The 20,273-nt window shown below is 61.6% G+C and carries 25 protein-coding genes; 9 read left to right on the top strand and 16 right to left on the bottom strand.

The window, feature by feature from the left end; all coding sequences use genetic code 11:
- Positions 1–2 precede the first annotated feature (2 nt).
- The 3 genes from dhbA (at position 3) to WDZ78_RS17955 (ending at position 3,545) form a co-directional block, all read left to right on the top strand.
- Positions 3–758 (top strand): 2,3-dihydro-2,3-dihydroxybenzoate dehydrogenase, encoded by a 756-nt coding sequence (dhbA, locus tag WDZ78_RS17965; protein WP_026363642.1) that lies wholly within the window; start codon positions 3–5, stop codon positions 756–758.
- A 30-nt stretch (positions 759–788) separates the two neighbouring features.
- The gene (locus WDZ78_RS17960) at positions 789–1,502 is read left to right on the top strand and encodes a 4'-phosphopantetheinyl transferase family protein (RefSeq protein ID WP_425673789.1); all 714 of its coding nucleotides are present in this window, start codon (positions 789–791) and stop codon (positions 1,500–1,502) included.
- A 129-nt stretch (positions 1,503–1,631) separates the two neighbouring features.
- Positions 1,632–3,545: a PhoX family protein gene (locus WDZ78_RS17955; RefSeq protein WP_425673788.1), complete on the top strand. Its 1,914-nt coding sequence runs from the start codon at positions 1,632–1,634 to the stop codon at positions 3,543–3,545.
- 105 nt (positions 3,546–3,650) lie between these two features.
- On the opposite strand, the gene WDZ78_RS17950 is transcribed toward WDZ78_RS17955, so the two are convergent.
- The 14 genes from WDZ78_RS17950 to ubiT all read right to left on the bottom strand — a co-directional run bounded on the left by WDZ78_RS17950 (position 3,651) and on the right by ubiT (position 15,150).
- Entirely contained in the window at positions 3,651–4,346 is a 696-nt protein-coding gene (locus tag WDZ78_RS17950) for a cytochrome c3 family protein (protein WP_425673823.1), read from the bottom strand.
- 2 nt (positions 4,347–4,348) lie between these two features.
- Complete coding sequence (locus tag WDZ78_RS17945) at positions 4,349–4,840, bottom strand: nitrate reductase cytochrome c-type subunit (protein WP_080814697.1); 492 nt, start codon at positions 4,838–4,840, stop codon at positions 4,349–4,351.
- Positions 4,810–7,314 carry a periplasmic nitrate reductase subunit alpha gene (gene napA / locus WDZ78_RS17940; RefSeq protein WP_425673787.1) on the bottom strand — a complete coding sequence of 835 codons (2,505 nt, stop codon included), beginning with the start codon at positions 7,312–7,314 and terminating at the stop codon, positions 4,810–4,812. The genes WDZ78_RS17945 and napA overlap by 31 nt, the downstream gene beginning before the upstream one ends.
- Complete coding sequence (locus tag WDZ78_RS17935) at positions 7,289–7,576, bottom strand: chaperone NapD (protein ID WP_060724395.1); 288 nt, start codon at positions 7,574–7,576, stop codon at positions 7,289–7,291. The genes napA and WDZ78_RS17935 overlap by 26 nt, the downstream gene beginning before the upstream one ends.
- Positions 7,569–8,069 carry a ferredoxin-type protein NapF gene (locus WDZ78_RS17930; RefSeq protein ID WP_425673786.1) on the bottom strand — a complete coding sequence of 167 codons (501 nt, stop codon included), beginning with the start codon at positions 8,067–8,069 and terminating at the stop codon, positions 7,569–7,571. The genes WDZ78_RS17935 and WDZ78_RS17930 overlap by 8 nt, the downstream gene beginning before the upstream one ends.
- A 7-nt stretch (positions 8,070–8,076) precedes the next feature.
- Entirely contained in the window at positions 8,077–8,262 is a 186-nt protein-coding gene (gene napE / locus WDZ78_RS17925; RefSeq protein WP_425673785.1) for a periplasmic nitrate reductase, NapE protein, read from the bottom strand.
- Between the two features lie 204 nt (positions 8,263–8,466).
- On the bottom strand, positions 8,467–9,654 hold the full coding sequence (locus WDZ78_RS17920) for an NnrS family protein (protein ID WP_425673784.1): 1,188 nt from the start codon (positions 9,652–9,654) through the stop codon (positions 8,467–8,469).
- On the bottom strand, positions 9,651–10,403 hold the full coding sequence (locus WDZ78_RS17915) for an ATP-binding cassette domain-containing protein (RefSeq protein ID WP_020010326.1): 753 nt from the start codon (positions 10,401–10,403) through the stop codon (positions 9,651–9,653). Before WDZ78_RS17915 ends, WDZ78_RS17920 begins: the two co-directional genes overlap by 4 nt.
- Entirely contained in the window at positions 10,400–11,209 is an 810-nt protein-coding gene (locus tag WDZ78_RS17910; RefSeq protein WP_425673783.1) for an ABC transporter permease, read from the bottom strand. The genes WDZ78_RS17915 and WDZ78_RS17910 overlap by 4 nt, the downstream gene beginning before the upstream one ends.
- A gap of 5 nt (positions 11,210–11,214) precedes the next feature.
- Complete coding sequence (locus tag WDZ78_RS17905) at positions 11,215–12,201, bottom strand: ABC transporter substrate-binding protein (RefSeq protein WP_425673782.1); 987 nt, start codon at positions 12,199–12,201, stop codon at positions 11,215–11,217.
- A gap of 141 nt (positions 12,202–12,342) precedes the next feature.
- Entirely contained in the window at positions 12,343–12,726 is a 384-nt protein-coding gene (locus WDZ78_RS17900; RefSeq protein WP_425673781.1) for a hypothetical protein, read from the bottom strand.
- The gene (gene ubiV / locus WDZ78_RS17895; protein ID WP_425673780.1) at positions 12,723–13,661 is read right to left on the bottom strand and encodes a ubiquinone anaerobic biosynthesis protein UbiV; all 939 of its coding nucleotides are present in this window, start codon (positions 13,659–13,661) and stop codon (positions 12,723–12,725) included. Before ubiV ends, WDZ78_RS17900 begins: the two co-directional genes overlap by 4 nt.
- Positions 13,662–13,666: 5 nt before the next feature.
- Positions 13,667–14,644 (bottom strand): ubiquinone anaerobic biosynthesis protein UbiU, encoded by a 978-nt coding sequence (gene ubiU, locus WDZ78_RS17890; RefSeq protein WP_425673779.1) that lies wholly within the window; start codon positions 14,642–14,644, stop codon positions 13,667–13,669.
- On the bottom strand, positions 14,635–15,150 hold the full coding sequence (ubiT, locus tag WDZ78_RS17885) for a ubiquinone anaerobic biosynthesis accessory factor UbiT (RefSeq protein WP_111817554.1): 516 nt from the start codon (positions 15,148–15,150) through the stop codon (positions 14,635–14,637). Before ubiT ends, ubiU begins: the two co-directional genes overlap by 10 nt.
- A 149-nt stretch (positions 15,151–15,299) precedes the next feature.
- Here ubiT and WDZ78_RS17880 point away from each other — a divergent pair, with 149 nt between their 5' ends.
- From WDZ78_RS17880 to WDZ78_RS17870, 3 genes are read left to right on the top strand one after another with little or no spacing between them, the layout of a single operon-like run.
- Positions 15,300–15,650, top strand: a complete 351-nt coding sequence (locus WDZ78_RS17880) for a DUF488 domain-containing protein (RefSeq protein ID WP_020010319.1) — start codon at positions 15,300–15,302, stop codon at positions 15,648–15,650.
- A gap of 56 nt (positions 15,651–15,706) precedes the next feature.
- Positions 15,707–17,233 carry a UbiD family decarboxylase gene (locus WDZ78_RS17875; RefSeq protein ID WP_425673778.1) on the top strand — a complete coding sequence of 509 codons (1,527 nt, stop codon included), beginning with the start codon at positions 15,707–15,709 and terminating at the stop codon, positions 17,231–17,233.
- The gene (locus WDZ78_RS17870; RefSeq protein ID WP_425673777.1) at positions 17,230–17,820 is read left to right on the top strand and encodes a UbiX family flavin prenyltransferase; all 591 of its coding nucleotides are present in this window, start codon (positions 17,230–17,232) and stop codon (positions 17,818–17,820) included. The genes WDZ78_RS17875 and WDZ78_RS17870 overlap by 4 nt, the downstream gene beginning before the upstream one ends.
- Before the next feature lie 4 nt (positions 17,821–17,824).
- Here the strand turns inward: WDZ78_RS17870 and WDZ78_RS17865 are convergent, their stop codons facing one another.
- Both WDZ78_RS17865 and WDZ78_RS17860 read right to left on the bottom strand, forming a co-directional pair.
- The gene (locus WDZ78_RS17865) at positions 17,825–18,502 is read right to left on the bottom strand and encodes an NnrU family protein (RefSeq protein ID WP_425673776.1); all 678 of its coding nucleotides are present in this window, start codon (positions 18,500–18,502) and stop codon (positions 17,825–17,827) included.
- A gap of 12 nt (positions 18,503–18,514) precedes the next feature.
- Complete coding sequence (locus WDZ78_RS17860) at positions 18,515–18,670, bottom strand: hypothetical protein (RefSeq protein ID WP_003504656.1); 156 nt, start codon at positions 18,668–18,670, stop codon at positions 18,515–18,517.
- A 137-nt stretch (positions 18,671–18,807) separates the two neighbouring features.
- On the opposite strand from WDZ78_RS17860, the gene WDZ78_RS17855 reads away from it, so the two are divergent.
- The 3 genes from WDZ78_RS17855 (at position 18,808) to WDZ78_RS17845 (ending at position 20,267) form a co-directional block, all read left to right on the top strand.
- Positions 18,808–19,341 (top strand): cytochrome c oxidase subunit 3, encoded by a 534-nt coding sequence (locus tag WDZ78_RS17855; RefSeq protein WP_020809037.1) that lies wholly within the window; start codon positions 18,808–18,810, stop codon positions 19,339–19,341.
- 4 nt (positions 19,342–19,345) lie between these two features.
- Positions 19,346–19,630, top strand: coding sequence for a hypothetical protein (locus WDZ78_RS17850; protein WP_425673775.1), 285 nt, complete (start codon positions 19,346–19,348; stop codon positions 19,628–19,630).
- A gap of 184 nt (positions 19,631–19,814) precedes the next feature.
- Entirely contained in the window at positions 19,815–20,267 is a 453-nt protein-coding gene (locus WDZ78_RS17845; protein ID WP_003504650.1) for a c-type cytochrome, read from the top strand.
- Positions 20,268–20,273 lie beyond the last annotated feature (6 nt).

Below are 20,273 nucleotides of genomic sequence, written 5' to 3'. Positions count from 1 at the left end.
AGATGACGCAACAGAGATTTACCGGACGGCGTGTGCTGGTGACGGGCACAGCCCAGGGCATCGGCCGCCGCATCGCCGAACGTTTCATCGAGGAAGGGGCCGAGGTCATCGGCCTCGACCTTCTGGCCGGGACGGCGCAAGCGCCCTTCCGCCAGATCGCGCTCGACATTACCGATGCGACGGCGGTGGAGACGGCCTGCAAGGCAATCGAAAGCGAATGGGGCGGGCTCGATATTTTGGTCAACGCCGCCGGCGTCCTGCGGCTCGGCGACAGCGAAAGCCTGACGCCGGAAGACTGGAAAGCCTGCATGGATGTCAATGCGGCGGGACCGTTTTATATGCTGCGGCAATGGAGCGGCATCTTCAAACGGCAGCGGCGCGGTGCGATCGTCAATGTCGGCTCCAACGCCGCCGTCGTGCCACGCATCGGCATGATGGCCTATTGCGCCTCCAAGGCGGCGCTGGTCAGCCTCAGCCATTGCGCCGCCCTTGAGCTTGCACCCTATGGGGTGCGCTGCAACGTCGTTTCACCCGGCTCCACCGATACGCCGATGCTTTCAGGCATGTTGAGCGACCCGGCCGGCAAGGAGCGGCTGGTCGCCGGCCTGCCGGAGCAGTTCAAGCTTGGCATTCCGCTCGGCAAGATCGCAAGGCCTGATGATATCGCCGATACGGTGCTGTTTCTCGCCTCCGATCAGGCCGGCCATGTGACGATGCAGCAGATCGTGGTCGATGGCGGCGCCACGCTTGCGGCTTAAATTCGAGCCGTTGGATTGAGGGTGAAGACTATGGCCGTCGCAACGGCGTTTCATCGCAAAGCCGTCTTCGGCGATCCACCGGAGGCCATCTGGCCTTGGCCGGACGACAGCGGCGATTGCCATTGCCTCACCCTTCGTTACAGCGCCGAAGAAGGCGGCGGCGGCGAGGTCCCTCCCTTGCCGCCGCAGCTTTTAAACGCCGTGCAGAAACGCAAGGCGGAATTCATCGCCGGCCGCAGATGCGCGGCGGAAGCCACGCGCCGCCTCACCGGCTACGCCGTTTTTCCCGGTATGGGTGAGGATCGCGCCCCGATCTGGCCCGAGAGCGTCATCGGCGCGATTTCCCACAGCCATGAGCGGGCGATTGCGCTCGCCGGCTCTTCCCAGCGATTTCGCGGCATCGGCATCGATATCGAAAGGCTGCTGACCGAAGAGGAGGCCCGCGATATCGCCCCGCAGGCCTTGACCGCGAATGAGCGCCACGACCTCGGCAAGGATATCGATCCCTTCATGACCGGGTTGGTTTTTTCGGCCAAGGAAAGCCTGTTCAAGGCGCTTTATCCGACAGTGAAACGGCTTTTCTTTTTCGAGGCGGCCGAATTATCCGGCTTTGACGCAAACGGCTCCGCATCATTGCGCCTGACGGCCGACCTCAGCGAAGACTGGCGCCGCGGAACGAAGGTTCCCTTCCGCTTCTGCCGCTTCGAAGGCCTGCTGCTCACTCGCATCCTTCTCCCGCATTGAGGGAAAAATAGTAGATTCATAACTGAGAAGATCATATTTTAAACCCGTCTTCCCGTCATCCGAGTGAAACACTCGGAAGGTACGCAGCCTGTTGGAATGATTCCAAACATTGAACGGTGGAGACAGACTATGACCGACATCGATACGAGCAAATTGTCCTGGGACGAGTGGGACGAACTGCAGAACCCGCCGCCGGCCGAAACCGATTTCGACCGCGTGGTTGAAACCGCGATTTCCCGCCGCGGCTTTCTCGGCGGCGTGCTGGCCTTCGGTTCGGCCGCGGCCGCCATGGGCACGCTCGGCAACCTGTTGAGCAGCACCTCCGCCGAGGCGCAGGAAGCCGCCGCCGGCCGTTTCCCGTTCAAGCCGGTTGCCGCCGCAACCGACCACACCATCCATGTCCCGGAAGGCTATAACTGGAAGCCGCTGGCGAAATGGGGCCAGCCGCTGTTCTCCAACGTTCCCGATCTCGACCCCGCCAAGGGCGTCAGCGTTGAAAATTCCGACAAGGTCTTCGGCGAAAACACCGACGGTATGGAACTCTTCGTGGTCGGCAGCCATCAGCTGATCGCCGTCAACCACGAATATGTGAACCCGGAAACCAACCTGCCGCACGCTGAAAAAGGCAACCCGAAGACGGCCGACGATGTGAAGATCCTGCAGAACATGCAGGGCGTCACCGTCATGGAAGTTGCGGAAGACAAGGACGGCTGGAAGATCGTTCTCGACAGCCCCTTCAACCGCCGTATCCACCACAACACACCGATGAAGCTTTCCGGCCCGGCCGCAGGCTCCGATCTCGTCAAGACCGCCGCCGACCCTGATGGTATCGACTGTCTCGGGACCTTCAACAATTGCGGCGCCGGCCGCACGCCGTGGGGCACCTACCTCACCTGCGAAGAGAACTTCAACGGCTATTTCGGCACCACCGACGCCACCTTCAAGCTGCCTGATGATTACAAGCGCTACGGTATCGTGGCCGAGACGCGTTATGCCTATGAGAAGTTTGACGAGCGTTTCGACGTCGCCAAGAACCCCAACGAACCGCGCCGCGCCGGTTATGTGGTCGAGATCGATCCTTCGGACGCCAAGTCCACCCCGATCAAGCGCACCGCACTTGGCCGCATCAAGCATGAAAACGCCGCCGTGGTGATTGCCCGTGACGGCCGTGTCGTTGTTTACATGGGTGACGACGAGCGTGGCGAATTCCTCTATAAATTCGTCTCCAACGGCATCTACGTGCCGGGCGGCGACACCTCCAGGCTGCTTGACGAAGGCACGCTTTACGTCGCCAAGTTCTCCGATGACGGCGCCGGCGAGTGGCTGGCCCTGACGCCGGAAACGACAGGCATGAAGATCGACGAAATCTGTGTCTTCACCCGACAGGCCGCTTCCAAGGTCGGTGCAACGACGATGGACCGCCCGGAATGGGTCGCCATCAACCCGGTCGCCATCGAAGCCTATTGCGCGCTGACCAACAACAGCCGCCGCGGCGAAATGAAGGACGGCAAGCTGCGCGCCAATGCCGGCGGCGACGCCATGGCGATCAATGCCGCCAACCCGCGCGAGAAGAACGAATACGGCCAGATCGTGCGCTGGTATCCGGAAAATGACGACCATGCGGACGGCAAGTTCAAATGGGACCTGTTCTGCATGGCCGGCAACCCCACCGTCCACAAGGACGCCTATGCGGGTTCTTCCAACATCAACGAAGGCAACATGTTCAACTCGCCTGACGGCATGATGTTCGATAGCACCGGTCTGCTCTGGATCCAGACTGACGGCGAAGACACCAATGAAGGCAACTTCGCCGGCCAGGGCAACAACCAGATGCTGGCGGGCGACCCGGCCACGGGCCGCATCGAGCGCTTCCTGACTGCCCCGAAGGGTTCCGAAGTCACCGGCCAGACCTGGTCCGGCGACAAGCGCACCCACTTCGTCGGCATCCAGCACCCCGACGCTCCCTTCCCGGATGGCGAAGGCAAGCTGCCACGCTCGACCGTCATCGCCATCAAGCGCGACGACAACGTGAAGATCGGCTGACATATGGCTGAAGCAAACCCGGCCGTAGTTAACCTGCGGTCCGGTTTAATAAAGGAAACGCCGTGCATCCAAGAGGCTGCACGGCGTTTTGTTTTGCCAGACACATCAAAAAACGTTCCGATGCACATCCGTCATCGCACGCCTCAGGTCATCCACCGCAGAGGCTGTCGGGCCTGGTTGGTCGTTCAGTGCCGGCGGCATTTTCCAGCCGGGGTCGATGCCTTCCATATTGGGCAATTCATGGGCGATGCCCTTGTGGCAATCGATACAGGTGGCCTTGCCCGTCAGCAGATATCGGGAATGGATATCGGCGGCGCGCTGCGTCTGTTTGGTAAAATCCATGGCGGCGGAGGAATGGCAGTTGCGGCATTCCAGGCTGTCATTGGCCTTCAGGCGCGACCATTCGTGCTGGGCAAGCTCCAGACGCTTGTCGAGGAACTTCTTGCGCGTATCGATAGTGCCGAAAATCTTGCCCCAGACCTCCTTGGAGGCCTGCATCTTGCGGGCGATCTTGTCCGTCCATTCATGCGGCACATGGCAATCCGGACAGGAGGCGCGCACGCCGGAACGGTTGGAGAAATGCACCGTCCGGGTCAGTTCCTCATAAACATTCGCCCGCATCTCGTGGCAGGAAATGCAGAAGGCTTCCTTGTTGGTCATTTCAAGCGCGGTGTTGAAGGCGCCCCAGAACATCACCCCGCCGACAAAACCGCCAAGCGTCAGGAAAGCGAGGCTAAGCGTGCCCGCCGGTGTCGTAAGGACCGCCCAGAGCCAGACGAGAAGTTTTTTCACTCGGGCGATCATCATTCGCTACCCGCCGGTTTGACGCCCATTTCGCTCATGTCCTGAAACGTGTTGGGCACGAGCGGCCGCGTATCGGCCTGCGGCACATGGCAGGCAGTGCAGAAATAACGGCGCGGCGAAACATCCGCCAGCATCTGGCCTTCGCGCGTCATGTAATGCGTCACGCTGATCATCGGCGCGCCGGAATCCTGCGTGAATTCGCGCTTGTGACAGGAGAGACAGCGGTTGGCATTGACCGAAAGCTGGTAGCCGTCGATCGAATGCGGAATGACCGGCGGCTGTTCCGGATAGGCGCGCATGCGCCTGAAGTCGTCGATCACCCATTTCGGCAGGGGTTTGGCGGGCTCGGTGCGCATGGCGTCGCCGCGCGGGCCGGACAATTCCGGCACCATCTGCGCAACGGCGCCCGTCGCCACCGCGACCACCAGAAGCGTGGCGACCATCCATCCGTGTTTCCTGATCATGCGACTGGCTCTATCTTGACTGCGCATTTCTTGAAATCCGTCTGCTTGGAGATGGGATCGGTTGCGTCGAGCGTCACCTTGTTGATGAGCTGGCTCGCATCGAACCAGGGAACGAAGATGACACCAGGCGGCATGCGGTTGCGGCCGCGCGTTTCCACGCGGGAGCGGATTTCCCCGCGGCGCGAGACGATGCGGATTTCCGCGCCCTGATTGAGCCCGCGCTTGCGCGCATCATCGGCATTCATGAAACAGCGGGCGCCGGGGAAAGCCTTGTAGAGTTCCGGCACGCGCATGGTCATGGAACCGGAATGCCAGTGCTCCAGCACGCGGCCCGTCACCAGCCAGGTATCGAATTCTTCGTCGGGAGATTCGGCCGGCGGCTCATATGGCACGGCGATGATGACCGCCTTGCCGTCTTTGTTGCCGTAGAACTTCACGCCCTCGCCGGGTTTGACATAGGGGTCGTAACCCTCGCGGTAACGCCACAGCGTTTCCTTGCCGTCCACCACAGGCCAGCGCATGCCGCGCACCTCGTGATAGGCATCGTAAGGCGCAAGATCATGGCCGTGGCCGCGCCCGAAGGCGGCATATTCCTCGAAGAGGCCCTTCTGCAGATAGAAACCGAAATCCTTGGATTCCTGGTTCTGGTAATCCGCGTTGATCTCGCTCAGCGGGAACTTGCCGACATCGCTGTCCTTGAAGAGAACCTCATAAAGCGTCTTGCCGCGATAGGCGGGATTGGCGTCGAGTATCTCCGCCGGCCACACTTCATCGGTGGTGAAGCGCTTGGAAAATTCCACCAGCTGCCAGAGATCTGAACGCGCCTCGCCCGAGGCCTCGACCAGCTGGTGCCAGACATGGGTGCGCCGCTCGGCATTGCCATAGGCGCCTTCCTTCTCCACCCACATGGCGGCGGGCAGAATGAGGTCGGCGCTCATGGCGGTGATGGTCGGATAGGCATCCGAGACCACGATGAAGTTTTCGGGGTTGCGATAGCCCTGATAGGTCTCGTTCTTGGTATTCGGACCGGCCTGAACGTTGTTATTGACCTGCACCCAGTAAAAATTCAGCTTGCCGTCGTGCAGCATGCGGTCCTGCTGCACGGCGTGATAACCCGGCTTTTCCGGGATAATGCCATGCGGGATGCGCCAGATTTCCTCGGCATGTTTGCGGTGTTCGGGGTTGGTCACCGTCATGTCGGCAGGCAGGCGATGGGCGAAGGTTCCGACCTCACGCGCCGTGCCGCAGGCCGAGGGCTGGCCGGTGAGCGAAAACGGGCTGTTGCCCGGCTCGGAAATCTTTCCCGTCAGCAAATGAATGTTATAGACCATCTGGTTGGCCCAGACGCCGCGAACATGCTGGTTGAACCCCATGGTCCAGAGCGACATGACCTTGCGTTTCGGGTCGGCATAAAGCTCGGCCAGCTCCTCCAGAAAACCGGCTTCAACGCCGGTCATGGCCGCGGTCTTTTCCAGCGTGTATTCGGAGACGAATTCCTTGAAGGTTTCGAAATCGATCGCTTCTGTCTTGGTCGGATCAGCGGAATTCGCGGCATTCACCTCCACCGGGTTGTCCGGCCGCAGGCCGTAACCGATATCGGTGACGCCGCGCACGAATTTCGTGTGGTTCTTCACGAAGTCTTCGTTGACGCGCCCGGTCTTGATGATGTGGTTGGCGATGTAATTGAGGATGACGAGATCCGTACCCGGCTTGAAGACCATCGGGATATCGGCCAGATCCATGCTGCGATGGGTGAAGGTCGAAAGCACCGCCACCTTCACATGGTTGAAACCCAGCCGCCGGTCGGCGATGCGGGTCCACAGGATGGGATGCATCTCCGCCATGTTCGAACCCCAGAGCACGAAGGCATCGGCATGTTCGAAATCGTCGTAACAGCCCATCGGCTCATCCATGCCGAAGGTGCGCATGAAGGCATAGGCAGCAGACGCCATGCAGTGGCGGGCATTGGGATCGAGATTGTTGGAGCGGAAGCCGGCGCGCATCAGCTTGGTCGCGGCATAACCCTCGAAGATCGTCCACTGGCCGGAACCGAACATGCCCACCGCCGTCGGTCCCTTTTCCTTCAGCACCCGCTTGCACTGCTCGGCCATGACGTCGAAGGCCTCGTCCCAGCTTACCGGCTCGAACTCGCCATCCTTCGCGTAAACGCCGTTTTTCTTGCGCAGAAGCGGGGTCTGCAGGCGGTCCTTGCCATACATGATCTTGGACAGGAAATAGCCCTTGATGCAGTTGAGGCCGCGATTGACCTCCGCCTGCATGTCGCCGTGGGTGGCGACGACCTTGCCTTCCTTGACGCCGACCATGACGCCGCAGCCCGTGCCGCAGAAACGACAGGGCGCCTTGGACCATTTGATCTGCAAGGCGGAAACGCCGCCCGGCACCGGCTGGGCCGCGGCCGGCAGCGCAATGCCTGCCGTCGCCGCCGCAATGCCGGCGGCATGCGCCTTCAATAGATCACGCCGCGTCAGTTCGCTGCTCATCGCCGCTTGTCTCCTCTGTATCGACGTGTTCGAAAACCATGTTGGCGGCAATCACACCGTCGAGTGTCGAAATATAGGTGAGCGTATCGCCCAGCATGCCGGTGCTCGTGCCATCGATGACGATGACGATCTTGCCGTTGCCCTCGCCATGAACCTCGACATTGTCGAGCGTTAAAAGCGTTGCGAGCACGGCGTCGCGCATCTGCGGCATCACCGCCACCACGGCGCTTGAAACATGATACCGGCCTGTATTTTCAGGCATATTGCTTCTCCGTGGCTGTTTCCTTGATCTCGATCACACCGGCCGGGCAGACGGACACGCAGGCCCCGCAGCCGGTGCAGGCTTGTTCGATAAGTTCAGGCACGAAGGGACCGCCGCGGCGCGGGCGAAACCGGATGGCCTCGGTCGGGCAGGCATCGCGGCAGGCCTGACAATCAATATTGCCGAAGGCGAGACAGCCCTCGCCGATCGCCATGACATGATCGAAGCGTTGCGCGGCGGGGGCGGCAAACACCGGCTCCGGACAGGCCTCGGCGCATTTGCCGCAAAAGGTGCATTCCCCGACGGAGAAATCCACCGAAGGCAAGCCGCCCACCATGGCAATGATGCCGGTGGGACAGGCTTCGACACATTTTGCGCAACCGCTACAAGCGGTGAGGTCGCTCAACGCGACCCCGGGGGGACAGATGCGTGGTCTATGTTTTTGCCCACCACGCAGCAAATCGCGCCGGCTGAGAGAGACTTCCATCATCATGGCGCCCTCAATGACCGGGCGGCCCCGGAGGGCCGTAAATGATCTGGAACATCCAGACGATAAAGCCATAAGCCCCGACAAATCCGACCGCCAGAACGGGCCAGATTCCAAAGGCCAGAACGGCGAAGGTCACAAGTTCCCTCGTCCGGCCAGGCTTTTCATCTGCGTGTTGAGGCGCGATTATTTTAGGCATATTCGCGTTTCCTATTCGTTTCGAGTCATCATCGGCTAAAAGACGGAAATATTCAACTATTTGATTTTATTGATTATTTATTAGAACTAACATTCATCAAGACCGCTCGCCTAAGTCACTGATTTCGCATTGTGCTTTTGCTGAAAAAATAAACAGTCGACGTAAATGGGTTGAACGCCCGACCGTCGGAGCTGCCGGAAGCTCTCATCCGCAGGCTCCCTTATCGTCCATGCCCGGCGCGCGCATGAAAGGGAGAAAACTCTGCAGCCAGGCGCCGAAACTCGCCGCCCAGAGCATTGCACTGAGGCCGTGGTGATAGGGTGACAGGATCGCGGCGAAATCGAACTCAGGCAGGATGCGGATCAGTCCGGCCGCCGCCATCAGGGCAGCCGACGCATGGGCCTGCCATGGCAGAGACGCCAGATTGCGGCCCGTGTGCCGGAGCCCGGCGATGATGAAAACCGCCATGACAGCGCATCCAAGCGCCCCGACCGACAGGAGATGCAGCCCTGCGGCGGGCGTAACGGAAAAACCGAGCCGTGTCGCCCCGAGCGCCAGAAATCCCGCGCCGGCAAAAGCATTACCAAGCCCGAGCAGCAGCACCTCGGTCCTGAAGACCGCACGCCCGATGAACCATTCGGCCAGCCGGTCGAAAAACGCCGCACCGGCCGCAAGCGCTAGCCAGGCGCAGACATCGCTTTGCGGAAAGGCGAGCCTCGTCGCCATATAAATCGTCACCATGGCGCCCGCCATGTGCTGGCGGCCGGGATGCGGCCGGTAAGGCGTGGTCTCCCCGCTTGGATCGAGCGCCAGATTGATGACGACCACATTGATGCGGGCTGCCGAGAGCGAAAACAGCACGATGAAGATGCACAGCGCCACTTCCAGACAGCGGGATGCGAATGCGAGATCGCCGGCCCACCAGCCATAACGCACACCCGCTTCCGTCGCCGCGAAAAGAAGAAGCCAGATGAGGAATGTCAGGTGCTTCACCGTGCGCCGCGCCAGCATTGCCCTGCCGATGAGGGCAGAGAGCGCCAGCAGAAAAGCCATATCGAAAAAGCCGGCCAGCAGGCTCCACGCATCAGCCCCCAAGACACCGATGATGCGGCCCGGCAGCCAGAGGCAGGCAAGATGGACCAGCGCTCTCCCCTGCGCCGGTTTCGTATCCGTCCATTCCGGCACCGCCGACCCGAGGAAACCCGCAAGCGCCATGCCATAGGTGCCAAAAATCATCTCATGGGCGTGCCATTGCGAGGCAGGCACGGCATCGGCGAAAGGCAGGCCATAACCGCCGATAACCACCCACAAAAACGGCCAAACCGCGCCATGCATGGCGGCCTGAGGAAAAAACAGCCGCAGGGCTTCGGAAAGGATCGGCGGCGGCCTCATCTGACCCGCTCCCTCGCCGAAAACAGTTCGGCAAAGGCCGGGCTCTCGGCCAGGCGTTCCGCTTCATCGAACACCGCCCGCGCCATGCGCCCGCCCGGCGAGCCGGAAGGCTTGTGAGCGGCAACCACGCGGCCGTCCATGCCTGAAAGCACGATCAGCCTGTCGGCCACCATCAGCGCTTCATGAAGATCATGGGTGACAAGAAGGGTGGAGAAACCGCGCCTGCGGGCGGTACCCACCAGAAGCTCCTGCAAATGGCGTCGCAGGCCGACATCGACGGCGCTGAAAGGTTCGTCCAGAAACAGCATGTCCGGCTCCACCGCCAGCGCCCGCGCCACACCGGCGCGCTGGCGCATGCCGCCGGAAAGCTCGACCGGATATTTGTCGAAATCCGCTTCTTCCAACCCAACTTCGAGCGCAAAACACCCAGCCCTTTCACGGCGTTCCCGTTTCGGCATGCCGGTGGCCGCAAGGCCGTAGGCGATATTGTCGATCAGCGTCATCCATGGCAGCAGCCGCGGTTCCTGAAAGACCAGACCCTGCCGGCGATATCGACGATGCACGCGGCCGCGAACGGGATCGATGATGCCAGCCGCGATCTGCAGGATCGTCGTCTTGCCGCTGCCGGAAGGGCCAAGCAGCGCCACGGTTTCCCCCGGCGCGATGCTCAGGTCGAAATTCTCGAACAGGCTGCGACCTAAAAAGGCGTGGCCGACATGTTCAAAACGCAGGTTGGAATGATCGCTCATCGTTTGACACCCCATGGCAGCCCGGCGGCGCGCCAGCGTTCCAGCGCTTCGCGCAGCAGATGCAGCAGGCCGTAATCGGTGAGCAGCGCCAGCGCGACGGTGATGGTGAGCCAGGCGCTGACCTGCGCGATATCGAACAGCGCGCGTGCGGTGGCCAGTTCGCCGCCGATGCCGCCGGAATTCGACAGAAGCTCCGCCATGACAGTTACTTTCCACGCACTGCCGGCCGTCGTGGTCCAGGCGGGAAAGAGATAGGAAAGCACATGCGGCATGGTGACGGTCCGCAACCGGTAAAACCATGGAGCACCGAAGGCCTGCGCCATCACCTCCAGCTGACGATCCCGCTTGGCGACACCTTCCAATGCACCGGCAAAGGAAACGGGAGCCGATGCGATGACAACGGTCATGACGGCAGTGCCGCCGGAAGAACCGAACCAGATCAGCGCCAGCACGATCCAGCCTATGGGCGGAACGCCGAGCAGGACGGTGACAACAGGCTTCATCAGCCGCATGGCAGCGAAGGAGTAACCCGCCATCACGCCGGCGACGGTGCCGATGCCCACCGCAATGGTGAAACCGGTCAGGGCCCTGACGGCGCTCTGCGACAGGATCGCGAGGAAATCCGGCCTCGCCGCAAGCACTCCGATAGCCGCGAAGGTCTCACCCGGCGAAGGCAGGATGAAGGAGCCATAAATTTCATGCCCGGCCTGCCAGGCGGCGAGAAAGCAGAAAATACCCGAAAGCCCTGCCCAGCCCGCCCAGAGATAGCGGCCCATCCAGCCAAGACTTTCGAGAATGCGGTTCATGCCTGCTACACCAGATAAAAACCGTCATCCGGCCGCCGACCGCCGATGATCGCGGGGTCGGCCTTGGCGAGTTCATCGTAAAACGCCTCAAGATCGGTACGCGCAGCACTCGCCTTCAGCGCACATAGATGGCTAGTCGGGAAGGAGGCAGCGATGATGTCAGGCGGAAAGCCCAGAGCTTCGGCGACGGCATCGGCCGCCGTCTTCGGATCGGCGATGGCGCTGGCGAGCGCCGCCTCCATGGCGGCCTGCAGCGCCTCTATGCCGGACTTGCCGAGCTTTTGCTGAACCTGCGACGTCAAGGCGAGGCCGGCTTGCGGGATTTCAGCCTTGCCGGCCACCTTCGCCCATTCCTGCTGGATATCGATGGTGCGGTGGACGGTCATGAAAAACGACTTCGCCTTGATCAGCACAGCGGTTGCGGCCGGTTCGCTGAGCAGCGCCGCATCCACCCTGCCCGTCAGCAGCAATTGCACAGCTTCCGGCGGCGAGGCGGCATATTCCAGCTTGATGTCGCCGGGCTTCAAGCCGTTTTCGGCAACAAGCCGGCGCAGCACGAAATCGGGCATATCATTCTTGAACGGCAGGGCAAGCGTCTTGCCGGATAGGCTTTTCAGCGAGGTCAGCGTCTCGTCTTTCGAAACGATATAGAGCAGACCCGTGGTCAGCACGTTGAGCAGCCCGAGGCCGAGGCCGCGATTATGGAGATTGGCGGCCCCATAACTCGGCATCACCACCGCCCCCATGGAGCCTGAGGCGACGGCGGCGCGCATTTCATCCGGCATTTTCCAGGCCCTGAAGACGGACCCAGGCGCAACGTCCTTCAGGAACCCGCTCTTTACCGCATGGGCCAGCACGGCGGACGGCGCGGCGGGAGGCCCGTAAAAGGTGAGCGGTGTCTCCGCTTTCAGAATATGCGGTGCGGCAAGCGTCGCCACCGTGAAACCGGAAAGGGCCGAAAGAGCCTGACGACGGGTGAGATGATGGGCCATGGTCCTGATCCTTGTTCGCGCCGGAAGCGCCCCCGATGCCCGCACAACCGGCCTTGCGGCCCGGAGCGTCACCAACCCGGAAATGACATTTTGCAAGCGGGTGCTCTTTGCGCAGGATCAAACAGCGCCGGAAGCGAGGGGCTATTTGCATGTTTTAAGAGACCGGGCCTCTCGCAGAATGCGCGAACCCTCCTGCGCGGCGGCGGCGATATCGAGAAACATCAGTCTCGCCGTTTCGACGACGCCTTCATCGACCGTATCGTCCTCGGCAAAATCCGACAGCATATCGGCTAGAAGCCCGATCTTGCGTCGCTCCTCGCGGGCGGCGGCAAGGAGCTTGACGACATTGCGCTGGCGCTCGAAATCCTCAAGCTCGCGCAGCGCGTCGTGCACCCTGTCGCGGCAGCCGCAATCGAGCGCGCTTTGCAAAACCACGTTACGCACGAGATGGATCGCCGCCGCGATATCCGCTCCGCCCGGCGCTGCTGCGGACAGCGTTTGTTCACTTTGCCCGTTCGTCGTCATGCATTCACCCCATGCGCCGTGTTGCGGGCGCGGGCGATCCAGGCCGCCCCTTCCCGCCCGTGGTGAAAACCATTGGAAAAAGGCACGTCCGGATAGATTTGGCTGAGACGGGCAAGACCATCTTCCGCACCCCGCCTGCCGGTCAGAACATCGTCATGGATCTGCGCCACCGCCACCATGTCGCAATCCTGCGGCGAGAGGCGGAAGCGGGCGATGCCGGCAGCGGCCAGATCCTGAAGCTCGCCGAGCAGCGACTGGCAGGTGTGCGACACCGTCTGCACCCCGTTCAGCGCCAGAAACGACTGCCGGTCGAGCGTGCGCACCGGCAATCCATCCGGATCGTCGCCACAGACGAACTGGCAATTATCCTTGATATTGCCCTTGGCGCGGGCATGGGCGCAGCGCGCCGAAATGGCGAGCGGCAGGCGGCCGAAGACGAAGATTTCGAAGTCCACATCAGGCGTCTCCGCCACGATGCGCTCCACCGAGATCATCGGCAGTTCCGGCGGCAGGCAGATGGCGCTTGCCCCGCGCGAGGACAGCAGCCGCGCGGTGGCTGCATTATAAACATTCACCATCGGCCCGACGACGTGCGGCGCGCCATGCAGCATGCCAAGGGCGGAAAGGTCATTCGCCTCGACGGAATAGGGACTATCGGCGATCAAGCCGCGCAGCTGGCGGCTTTCCCGTTCCAGCGTCACCAGTGAAAGCGTCGAAAGGATCACCTGTTTTCCGGCGCACTCCAGCCGCTCGATCACCTCTGCCAGATGCGGCTCGGTGAAATGAAACCGTTTGGAACAGACGGTCTCGCCGAGATAGACATGGCTGACGGGCGCTTCATCGGCGATGCGGAAATAGAAATCTCGCCATTTCTCGCCCTGCCAGAGATAAAGGACCGGGCCGAGCGCCAGAGTGGTCGTTACAGGTTTTGCCATCGCCTTCATCTCCAGCGTTTCTCGTAAGCGCCAACGGTGGTGCGCTGGCCTTCGCTTAAGAGCCGCAGGCGTGAGAGCAGCCTGCCGCGTTCTTCGGCACCGGCGGAAAGCGCCCGGTGCAGGGTGGAAACCACTTCCGCCACATAGGCCTTGCCGCGCTGGCGACCCTCGATCTTCAGCGCGCTAACCCCTGCGTCGCGCAGGGAATCGATCTGGTCCATCACGTCAAGCGACACCGGATCCTCGAAGGCATAGGACTTGTCGTCAGCGATCTCGAAACGGCCCTTGCACAGCGTGGGGTAACCCGCCGCCTCCCCCGCCGGAAAGCGGTTGATAGTGTAATCACCGAGTTCTGACACCAGCTCCTGCCCATCCTGCCGGTAATGCACATGGCTTGCCGGCGAGCAGACGCCGTTCATGTTGGGTGATTTGCCTGTGGCGTAGGACGAAAGCGAACACCGTCCCTCCGCCATGACGCAGAGACCACCGAACACGAAGATTTCGATTTCGCAGCGGATTTGCCGCGCCAGCCGGGCGATGTCAGGAATCGTCAGGGTGCGCGGCAGCACCACCCGTTTTGCGCCGAAAGCATCGACGAGAAAATTGACCGCATCGGCATTGGAGGCGGAGGCCTGTACCGAGACGTGGATGCGCTGCTGCGGATGGTTTTCCGCCACATGCGCCATCAGGCCGAAATCGGCGAGGATAAGCGCGTCAGCCCCCGCCTTCACGGCGTCGGCCGCGCCGCGATACCAGATATCCTCATTACCTGCGCGCATGAAGGTGTTGAGCGCCACAAAGGTCTGGACACCGCGTTTCTTCGCGTAAGTGATGGCGTCGGCCAGCTCTTCGCGGGAAAAATTGAGGCCGGGGAAATTGCGAGCATTGGTTTCATCACGAAAGCCGCAATAGACGGCGTCCGCCCCGGCATCCACGGCCTCACGAAAGGCGGCGGGCGTTCCCGCAGGACAGATCAGTTCCATGCCTGCTCTCCCCGCGTTTCGGACAGAACGTGGCCGCGCAGACGGTTCGCGACACGCGTTACCACCGGCGCGAAAGGCCCGGCAAATGCACCGAGGTCGCGCGGCAGATCGATGCCGCTGTCATCAAGCGCATTGCGCAGCGCCAGCATCGCCTCCATGTCGCCGGTGACGCTGAGATCACGCGAAAAGAACAGCGCATCGGCATCCTGCCGCCCCTCCATCAGCGCAAGCAGCATGAAAAGCGGTCCCTCGACCGCCGCGTCCGTCTTGGGCAGGCGGCCCTTTCGGCTGACGGTGATGGCAGGACTTGCGGGTTCGACCATGAAGGCGAAGGGGAGATCGACAGGCAGAAAAGCGTAGCGCTTGTTGCGATGTTCGCCGAGCCGGACGAACATATCCGGGTGCCGCTTCATGATCTGCGCCAGCATCGCCGCCGTCGCTCGCTGCACCACGGCAATCGGCAGAAAATTCAAGGGGGTGGCGATGGCGGCGGGAAAAGGTCTCATGAAGGTTCCTGTCGGCTCTGTTGCGGGCGGCAACCTAACCGCGGCGCACGGATGGCGGTTTGAGCGAACGCAAAGACAGGGTGATTTTCCGGCGTGAAACGATGAAAAGCGCTATAGATCACGGACTTGTCAAGCGAAGGAGGCCGCCCATGTCCGATATAAGGGTCAAACGGATTTACGAACCCGCCAGCGAGGATGACGGCACGCGCGTTCTGGTGGACCGGCTCTGGCCGCGCGGCATGCGCAAGGAAGATGCAAAACTGTCGCTATGGCTGAAGGCGATCGCGCCCAGCAACGAATTGCGCAAGAACTTCTCCCATATGCCATCGCGCTTTGCCGAATTTACCCGGCATTATCATGAGGAACTGGCGGCCAGTCCCGATGCCGTGGCCCAGATGAAGGAGCTGATGGCGAAAGGCCGGGTCACACTGCTTTATGCCGCCCACGATACCGAACACAACCACGCCCTCGTTCTCGCCGACTATCTTCGTTCGCGCTGAACCCGCATTTGCGGCAGCGCAAGGACATGCCCCACTGCCACCGGCAAACAGGCGGCATGAAAGACGAGCGCACAGACAAAGAGACAGAAACGAAACCCTTCCGCGCCGCCGATCTGCGCGGTTTCGTCCGGTTGCTGGAAGAGCGTGGGCAGCTGCGGCGAATCCGCCAACCGGTCTCGCTGGTGCACGAGATCACCGAAATCCACCGCCGCGTACTCGCCGAGGGCGGGCCGGCGCTGCTGTTCGAGCAACCCGTCGACCACGAGGGCAAGGTGCGGGAGATGCCGCTGCTTGCCAATCTGTTCGGCACGCGTCAACGCATCGAATGGGGGCTCGGGCTGGAAACGGGCGGCCTGCCCACGCTTGGACAGAAGCTGGCAGAATTACGAGAACCGCGGCCGCCGAAAACCATGGCAGAGGCCTGGAGCAAGCTGCCTTTGCTCCGGGCGGCGCTTTCCATGCGGCCACGCAACGTCTCCCGCGCGCCGGTGCAGGAAAGGGTGCTGACGGGTGATGCAATCGATCTTGCCCGCCTGCCGGTGCAATGGTGCTGGCCGGGCGAACCGGCCCCGCTCATCACCTGGCCGCTGGTCATCACCCGTTCGCCTGATGATCCCGACGATATCAATGTCGGCATCTACCGCATGCAGGTGTTGGGACCCGAAAGGGTGATCATGCGCTGGCTGGCTCATCGTGGCGGGGCACATCACCACCGGCTTTGGCAGGCGCGCGGGCTGGATATGCCCGTTACCGTCGCCATTGGCACTGATCCCGCCACCATTCTCGCCGCCGTCATGCCGCTTCCCGACCATATCAGCGAGCTTGGCTTCTCCGGCCTGCTGCGCGGCTCGAAAAGCCGCATCGCAAAAGCTTTAACCGTGCCGATGCCGGTGCCGGCCAATGCCGAAATCGTGCTGGAGGGCACCGTTTCGGCAAAGGAAACGGCACTCGAAGGCCCCTATGGCGACCATACCGGCTATTATAATTCGGTCGAATCCTTCCCGGTCATGACGCTGTCGGCAATCACCATGCGCCGCGATCCGATCTATCTTTCCACCTATACCGGCCGGCCGCCGGACGAACCCTCGGTTCTCGGTGAAGCCATGCTCGAGATTTTCCTGCCACTCGTGAAAAAGCAGTTTGCGGAAATCGTCGATCTGTGGTTGCCGCCGGAGGCCTGTTCCTACCGCGTCATGGTCGCCTCCATCGACAAGCGTTATCCCGGCCAGGCAAAGCGGGTGATGATGGGCCTCTGGTCGATGCTGCCGCAGTTCAGCTATGTGAAGCTCATCATTCTGGTCGATCCCGACATCAATGTCCGCAGCTGGGCGGATGTCATCTGGGCGCTCTCCACCCGTTTCGATGCTTCGCGCGATACGATGATCATAAACGATACGCCGATCGACTATCTCGACTTCGCCTCTCCTAAAGCCGGTCTCGGCGGCAAGATGGGACTGGACGCCACCCACAAGCTACCGCCGGAGACGGAGCGCGAATGGGGCCGCGTGCTATCCATGACGCCTGACGTGATCGCGAAAGTCGATCTGATGTGGCGCGATCTCGGCCTTGGAGAACGGCCATGACCCCGTGCCGCGTCGTGGTCGGCGTCACCGGCGCCTCGGGTGCCGGCATAGCCCTGCGCATCGTTGAACGCCTCGCCGGGATGAAAAGCGTCGAAATCCATCTCGTCCTTTCGCAATCGGCCAGACGCACCCTGCTGCATGAGGAAGGTGCACAAGCCATAGGGCGGATGTCGTCGCTCGCCAGTGTCAATCACACCGTCGATGACATCGGCGCGGCAATTGCCAGCGGCTCTTTCCCGACAGCCGGCATGATCGTTGCGCCCTGCTCCATGCGCACACTTGCGGCCATTGCAACCGGCCTTTCGGACAATCTTCTCACCCGCGCCGCCGATGTGCATCTGAAGGAGCGCCGGAAGCTGATCCTGATGACACGCGAGACGCCGCTGCATCTCATCCATCTGCGCAACATGTGCGCGGTGACGGAAGCGGGCGCCACCGTCATGCCGCCGGTTCCGGCCTTTTATAACAGACCGCAAAGCGTCGCCGATATTGTCGACCAGATGGCCGCTCGCGCCATTGATCAGCTCGGCATCGCTTCCGCGCCGCAGGCGACGATATGGCAGCCACATGTGGTGAAGGCGCCCTGATCGATCAGAGATAGGCCATAGGGTCCGCTCCGAAGAGCGCAGCATGGCCCCCTGCAAGCAGCCACCAGATCGTCAACGCCGTCAGCGCCGCAGCAAGCAGCATCGGCCCGTCCACGGCGAGGCGCGTTTTGCCGGAGAGGATTGCTGCGAAGGGAACCGTTGCGCTGCCGGCAGCCGTCGCGCTCCACGCATCGCCCAGTCTTTTCCGCGCGCGTTTTTCGGTCATGGCCATTCCGCCGAGAGAAAACAGCGCAAAGCCACCGAACAGGATGACCGAGCGCAGGTCGCCATTCGGCACGACATGGCCAAGCGACCAGAACAGAAAACCGACAAGCACCGGGTGCCGCGTGATGCGCACGATTGCCCCCGGCTCCTGCCCCTGCCGTACGGAAATGGAGAGCGGATTGACGCTGAGGAGGCCTGCCAGCACGAAAAACAGGCCGAGCGGTGCTGCCAGAAACGTGACATGCGCCTGCCAGGGCGCGACATCCCAGAGCGGAATATAATCGACGGACAACGCGGCATAAAAAACCCAGGCCAGCGTCAGAAGCGAGACGACGGAATAGGCGCCGAAATAAGCGGGCCTGCCGATGGCCGCAATCAGCCGGCCGCGCACGGCCGGCACGGCGGGAATGGAATGCAGCGCCACGAAAAGCGAAAGAGCGGCGACAAGTTCAAGCATGCGACTGTCTTCTCATTGGTTCAGGAACAGCACCGACGCAATCGCCACGGAGGCAAGAACGGCGGAAACCGCGCCCATGCGCTGTAATACTCCCATACGGTACAACAGTACCGCAAAGCCAATGATAACAGGGGTTGCGACAATCAGCCCGACCTGTGCGTCGTTCATGGGAAGCTCCATTTTCCAGAGTTGCGCTTTGTCAGGACAATAGGACTTTGCGCGCTCCCTTCTTTGACCGACCGCAAAGAAGCGGGGTTTGAGGACGCCTAAGCGTGGCTTGCTGTTTTACAATTACGGACAAGGCCATGGCGATCAATACGGAAGAGGAAAGCGGAAATCTGCTCCTGTGGATTCTGGTCTGGAGCGAACTTGCCGCCTTCGGCGCGCTGATCGGGGCGTTCATCATCGCCTTCGCACTCAATCCCGAGGGATTTGCCGCCGCACGCCAGCATCTGCAGCCGCAGCTTGCCGGTCTCAATACGCTGATATTGCTGGCAAGCGGCTGGCAGGCGGCCGTTGCGGCCAGCCGCTACACCGCACTGCCGGGCAAAAGGCGGGCGCTTGTCCTTGCCGGCCTTCTGGGCTTCGCTTTCGTTGGTGTGAAGCTCTATGAATATTCCACCGAAATCGCCTTCGCCTCCGATCCCGCCTATGGCGCATTCTTTGAGCTTTATTTCCTGCTCACCGGCTTCCATCTGCTGCATGTCATCTTCGTCGCAATCCTGCTGTTCATCGTGGCCTGCTGGCCGAAAAACGAGAACATCACGCTGGTGACGACGCTGTGGCATGTCATCGATCTGGTCTGGATCGTCATCTTTCCCGTCGTTTATCTGGTTTGACATCATGATCCATCGCACCTCCCGCCAGCTTGCAAGAAGCTTCGCAGCACTCGCCATTCTCGTTCTCGCCGGCACGGCCGTCGTCATATCGTGGAAGGCGGCGTTTCTGCCGCCGGTCGCAGCCGCCTGCCTGATGCTGCTTTTCGCGCTCATGAAATCCAGACGCGTCATCGACGACTTTCTGGGCTTTCGGAAAGAGCGCGGCCCGCTGCGCGCCGCCCTTCTGGCATGGCCCGCCATCTTCGCCGCCGCCGCGCTTTTGCGGGCGTTTCTCCAGGGCATTTTGTAACTCTGAAAAGCCCGGCGGCACCACCTCTCCCGTTGTTTGCCAAAAGGCAAAGAACGCCCGCGGCCAACGGCTAGAAAGGGTTCAGGCCCCACCGCATTCCGCCAGCCAGCTGGCAAATCCCGGCATGAGGGTTCGATCAAGCCAGTCCGCATAAGCGGTCTTCCGGATGGAAAGGACCATTGGCATGGCAGAACGCCTGACCAAAACAGGAGCGCGAAACGTCTTTTACGGCGGCTCCATCTTCTTCTTTGTCATATTCGTCGGGCTGACCGCCCATAGCCATTATTACATGCGCACCACCTCGACGGACGAAAGCACGCTGACGGAAAGCGTCGCGCGCGGCAAGCATGTGTGGGAGAAAAATTCCTGCATCAACTGTCACACGCTGCTCGGTGAAGGCGCCTATTTCGCGCCTGAACTCGGCAACGTCTGGAAGCGCTATGGCGGCGTGGAAGACAAGCAAGCGGCGCGCGATTCCATCAAGGGCTGGATGGCCGCCCAGCCGACCGGCATCGAGGGCCGACGCCAGATGCCGCAGTTCAATCTCACCGAACAGGAACTCGATGATCTCGTCGACTTCCTCGAATGGACGAGCCGGATCAAGACGCAGAACTGGCCGCCGAACGAGGCGGGTTGAGGTGGA

The sequence above is a fragment of the Agrobacterium sp. M50-1 genome, assembly GCF_049843495.1.
GTDB lineage: Bacteria > Pseudomonadota > Alphaproteobacteria > Rhizobiales > Rhizobiaceae > Agrobacterium > Agrobacterium radiobacter.
Note: the sequence above shows the minus strand (reverse complement) of the source record. Positions and strands in the feature narration are given on the sequence as shown.

Excerpts from the sequence above, each read along its gene's own strand:
- ubiV (WP_425673780.1), bottom strand. The coding sequence starts at position 13,661 with ATGGCAAAACCTGTAACGACCACTCTGGCGCTCGGCCCGGTCCTTTAT.
- WDZ78_RS17915 (WP_020010326.1), bottom strand. The coding sequence starts at position 10,403 with ATGAGCGATCATTCCAACCTGCGTTTTGAACATGTCGGCCACGCCTTT.
- WDZ78_RS17935 (WP_060724395.1), bottom strand. The coding sequence starts at position 7,576 with ATGCCTGAAAATACAGGCCGGTATCATGTTTCAAGCGCCGTGGTGGCG.
- WDZ78_RS17845 (WP_003504650.1), top strand. The coding sequence starts at position 19,815 with ATGGCAGAACGCCTGACCAAAACAGGAGCGCGAAACGTCTTTTACGGC.
- WDZ78_RS17860 (WP_003504656.1), bottom strand. The coding sequence starts at position 18,670 with ATGAACGACGCACAGGTCGGGCTGATTGTCGCAACCCCTGTTATCATT.
- ubiU (WP_425673779.1), bottom strand. The coding sequence starts at position 14,644 with ATGGAACTGATCTGTCCTGCGGGAACGCCCGCCGCCTTTCGTGAGGCC.
- WDZ78_RS17920 (WP_425673784.1), bottom strand. The coding sequence starts at position 9,654 with ATGAGGCCGCCGCCGATCCTTTCCGAAGCCCTGCGGCTGTTTTTTCCT.
- WDZ78_RS17875 (WP_425673778.1), top strand. The coding sequence starts at position 15,707 with ATGAAAGACGAGCGCACAGACAAAGAGACAGAAACGAAACCCTTCCGC.
- WDZ78_RS17865 (WP_425673776.1), bottom strand. The coding sequence starts at position 18,502 with ATGCTTGAACTTGTCGCCGCTCTTTCGCTTTTCGTGGCGCTGCATTCC.
- WDZ78_RS17910 (WP_425673783.1), bottom strand. The coding sequence starts at position 11,209 with ATGAACCGCATTCTCGAAAGTCTTGGCTGGATGGGCCGCTATCTCTGG.
- WDZ78_RS17945 (WP_080814697.1), bottom strand. The coding sequence starts at position 4,840 with ATGCGCAGTCAAGATAGAGCCAGTCGCATGATCAGGAAACACGGATGG.
- WDZ78_RS17955 (WP_425673788.1), top strand. The coding sequence starts at position 1,632 with ATGACCGACATCGATACGAGCAAATTGTCCTGGGACGAGTGGGACGAA.
- WDZ78_RS17870 (WP_425673777.1), top strand. The coding sequence starts at position 17,230 with ATGACCCCGTGCCGCGTCGTGGTCGGCGTCACCGGCGCCTCGGGTGCC.
- WDZ78_RS17880 (WP_020010319.1), top strand. The coding sequence starts at position 15,300 with ATGTCCGATATAAGGGTCAAACGGATTTACGAACCCGCCAGCGAGGAT.
- WDZ78_RS17900 (WP_425673781.1), bottom strand. The coding sequence starts at position 12,726 with ATGACGACGAACGGGCAAAGTGAACAAACGCTGTCCGCAGCAGCGCCG.
- WDZ78_RS17855 (WP_020809037.1), top strand. The coding sequence starts at position 18,808 with ATGGCGATCAATACGGAAGAGGAAAGCGGAAATCTGCTCCTGTGGATT.
- WDZ78_RS17850 (WP_425673775.1), top strand. The coding sequence starts at position 19,346 with ATGATCCATCGCACCTCCCGCCAGCTTGCAAGAAGCTTCGCAGCACTC.
- WDZ78_RS17960 (WP_425673789.1), top strand. The coding sequence starts at position 789 with ATGGCCGTCGCAACGGCGTTTCATCGCAAAGCCGTCTTCGGCGATCCA.
- WDZ78_RS17905 (WP_425673782.1), bottom strand. The coding sequence starts at position 12,201 with ATGGCCCATCATCTCACCCGTCGTCAGGCTCTTTCGGCCCTTTCCGGT.
- ubiT (WP_111817554.1), bottom strand. The coding sequence starts at position 15,150 with ATGAGACCTTTTCCCGCCGCCATCGCCACCCCCTTGAATTTTCTGCCG.
- napE (WP_425673785.1), bottom strand. The coding sequence starts at position 8,262 with ATGCCTAAAATAATCGCGCCTCAACACGCAGATGAAAAGCCTGGCCGG.
- WDZ78_RS17930 (WP_425673786.1), bottom strand. The coding sequence starts at position 8,069 with ATGATGATGGAAGTCTCTCTCAGCCGGCGCGATTTGCTGCGTGGTGGG.
- napA (WP_425673787.1), bottom strand. The coding sequence starts at position 7,314 with ATGAGCAGCGAACTGACGCGGCGTGATCTATTGAAGGCGCATGCCGCC.
- dhbA (WP_026363642.1), top strand. The coding sequence starts at position 3 with ATGACGCAACAGAGATTTACCGGACGGCGTGTGCTGGTGACGGGCACA.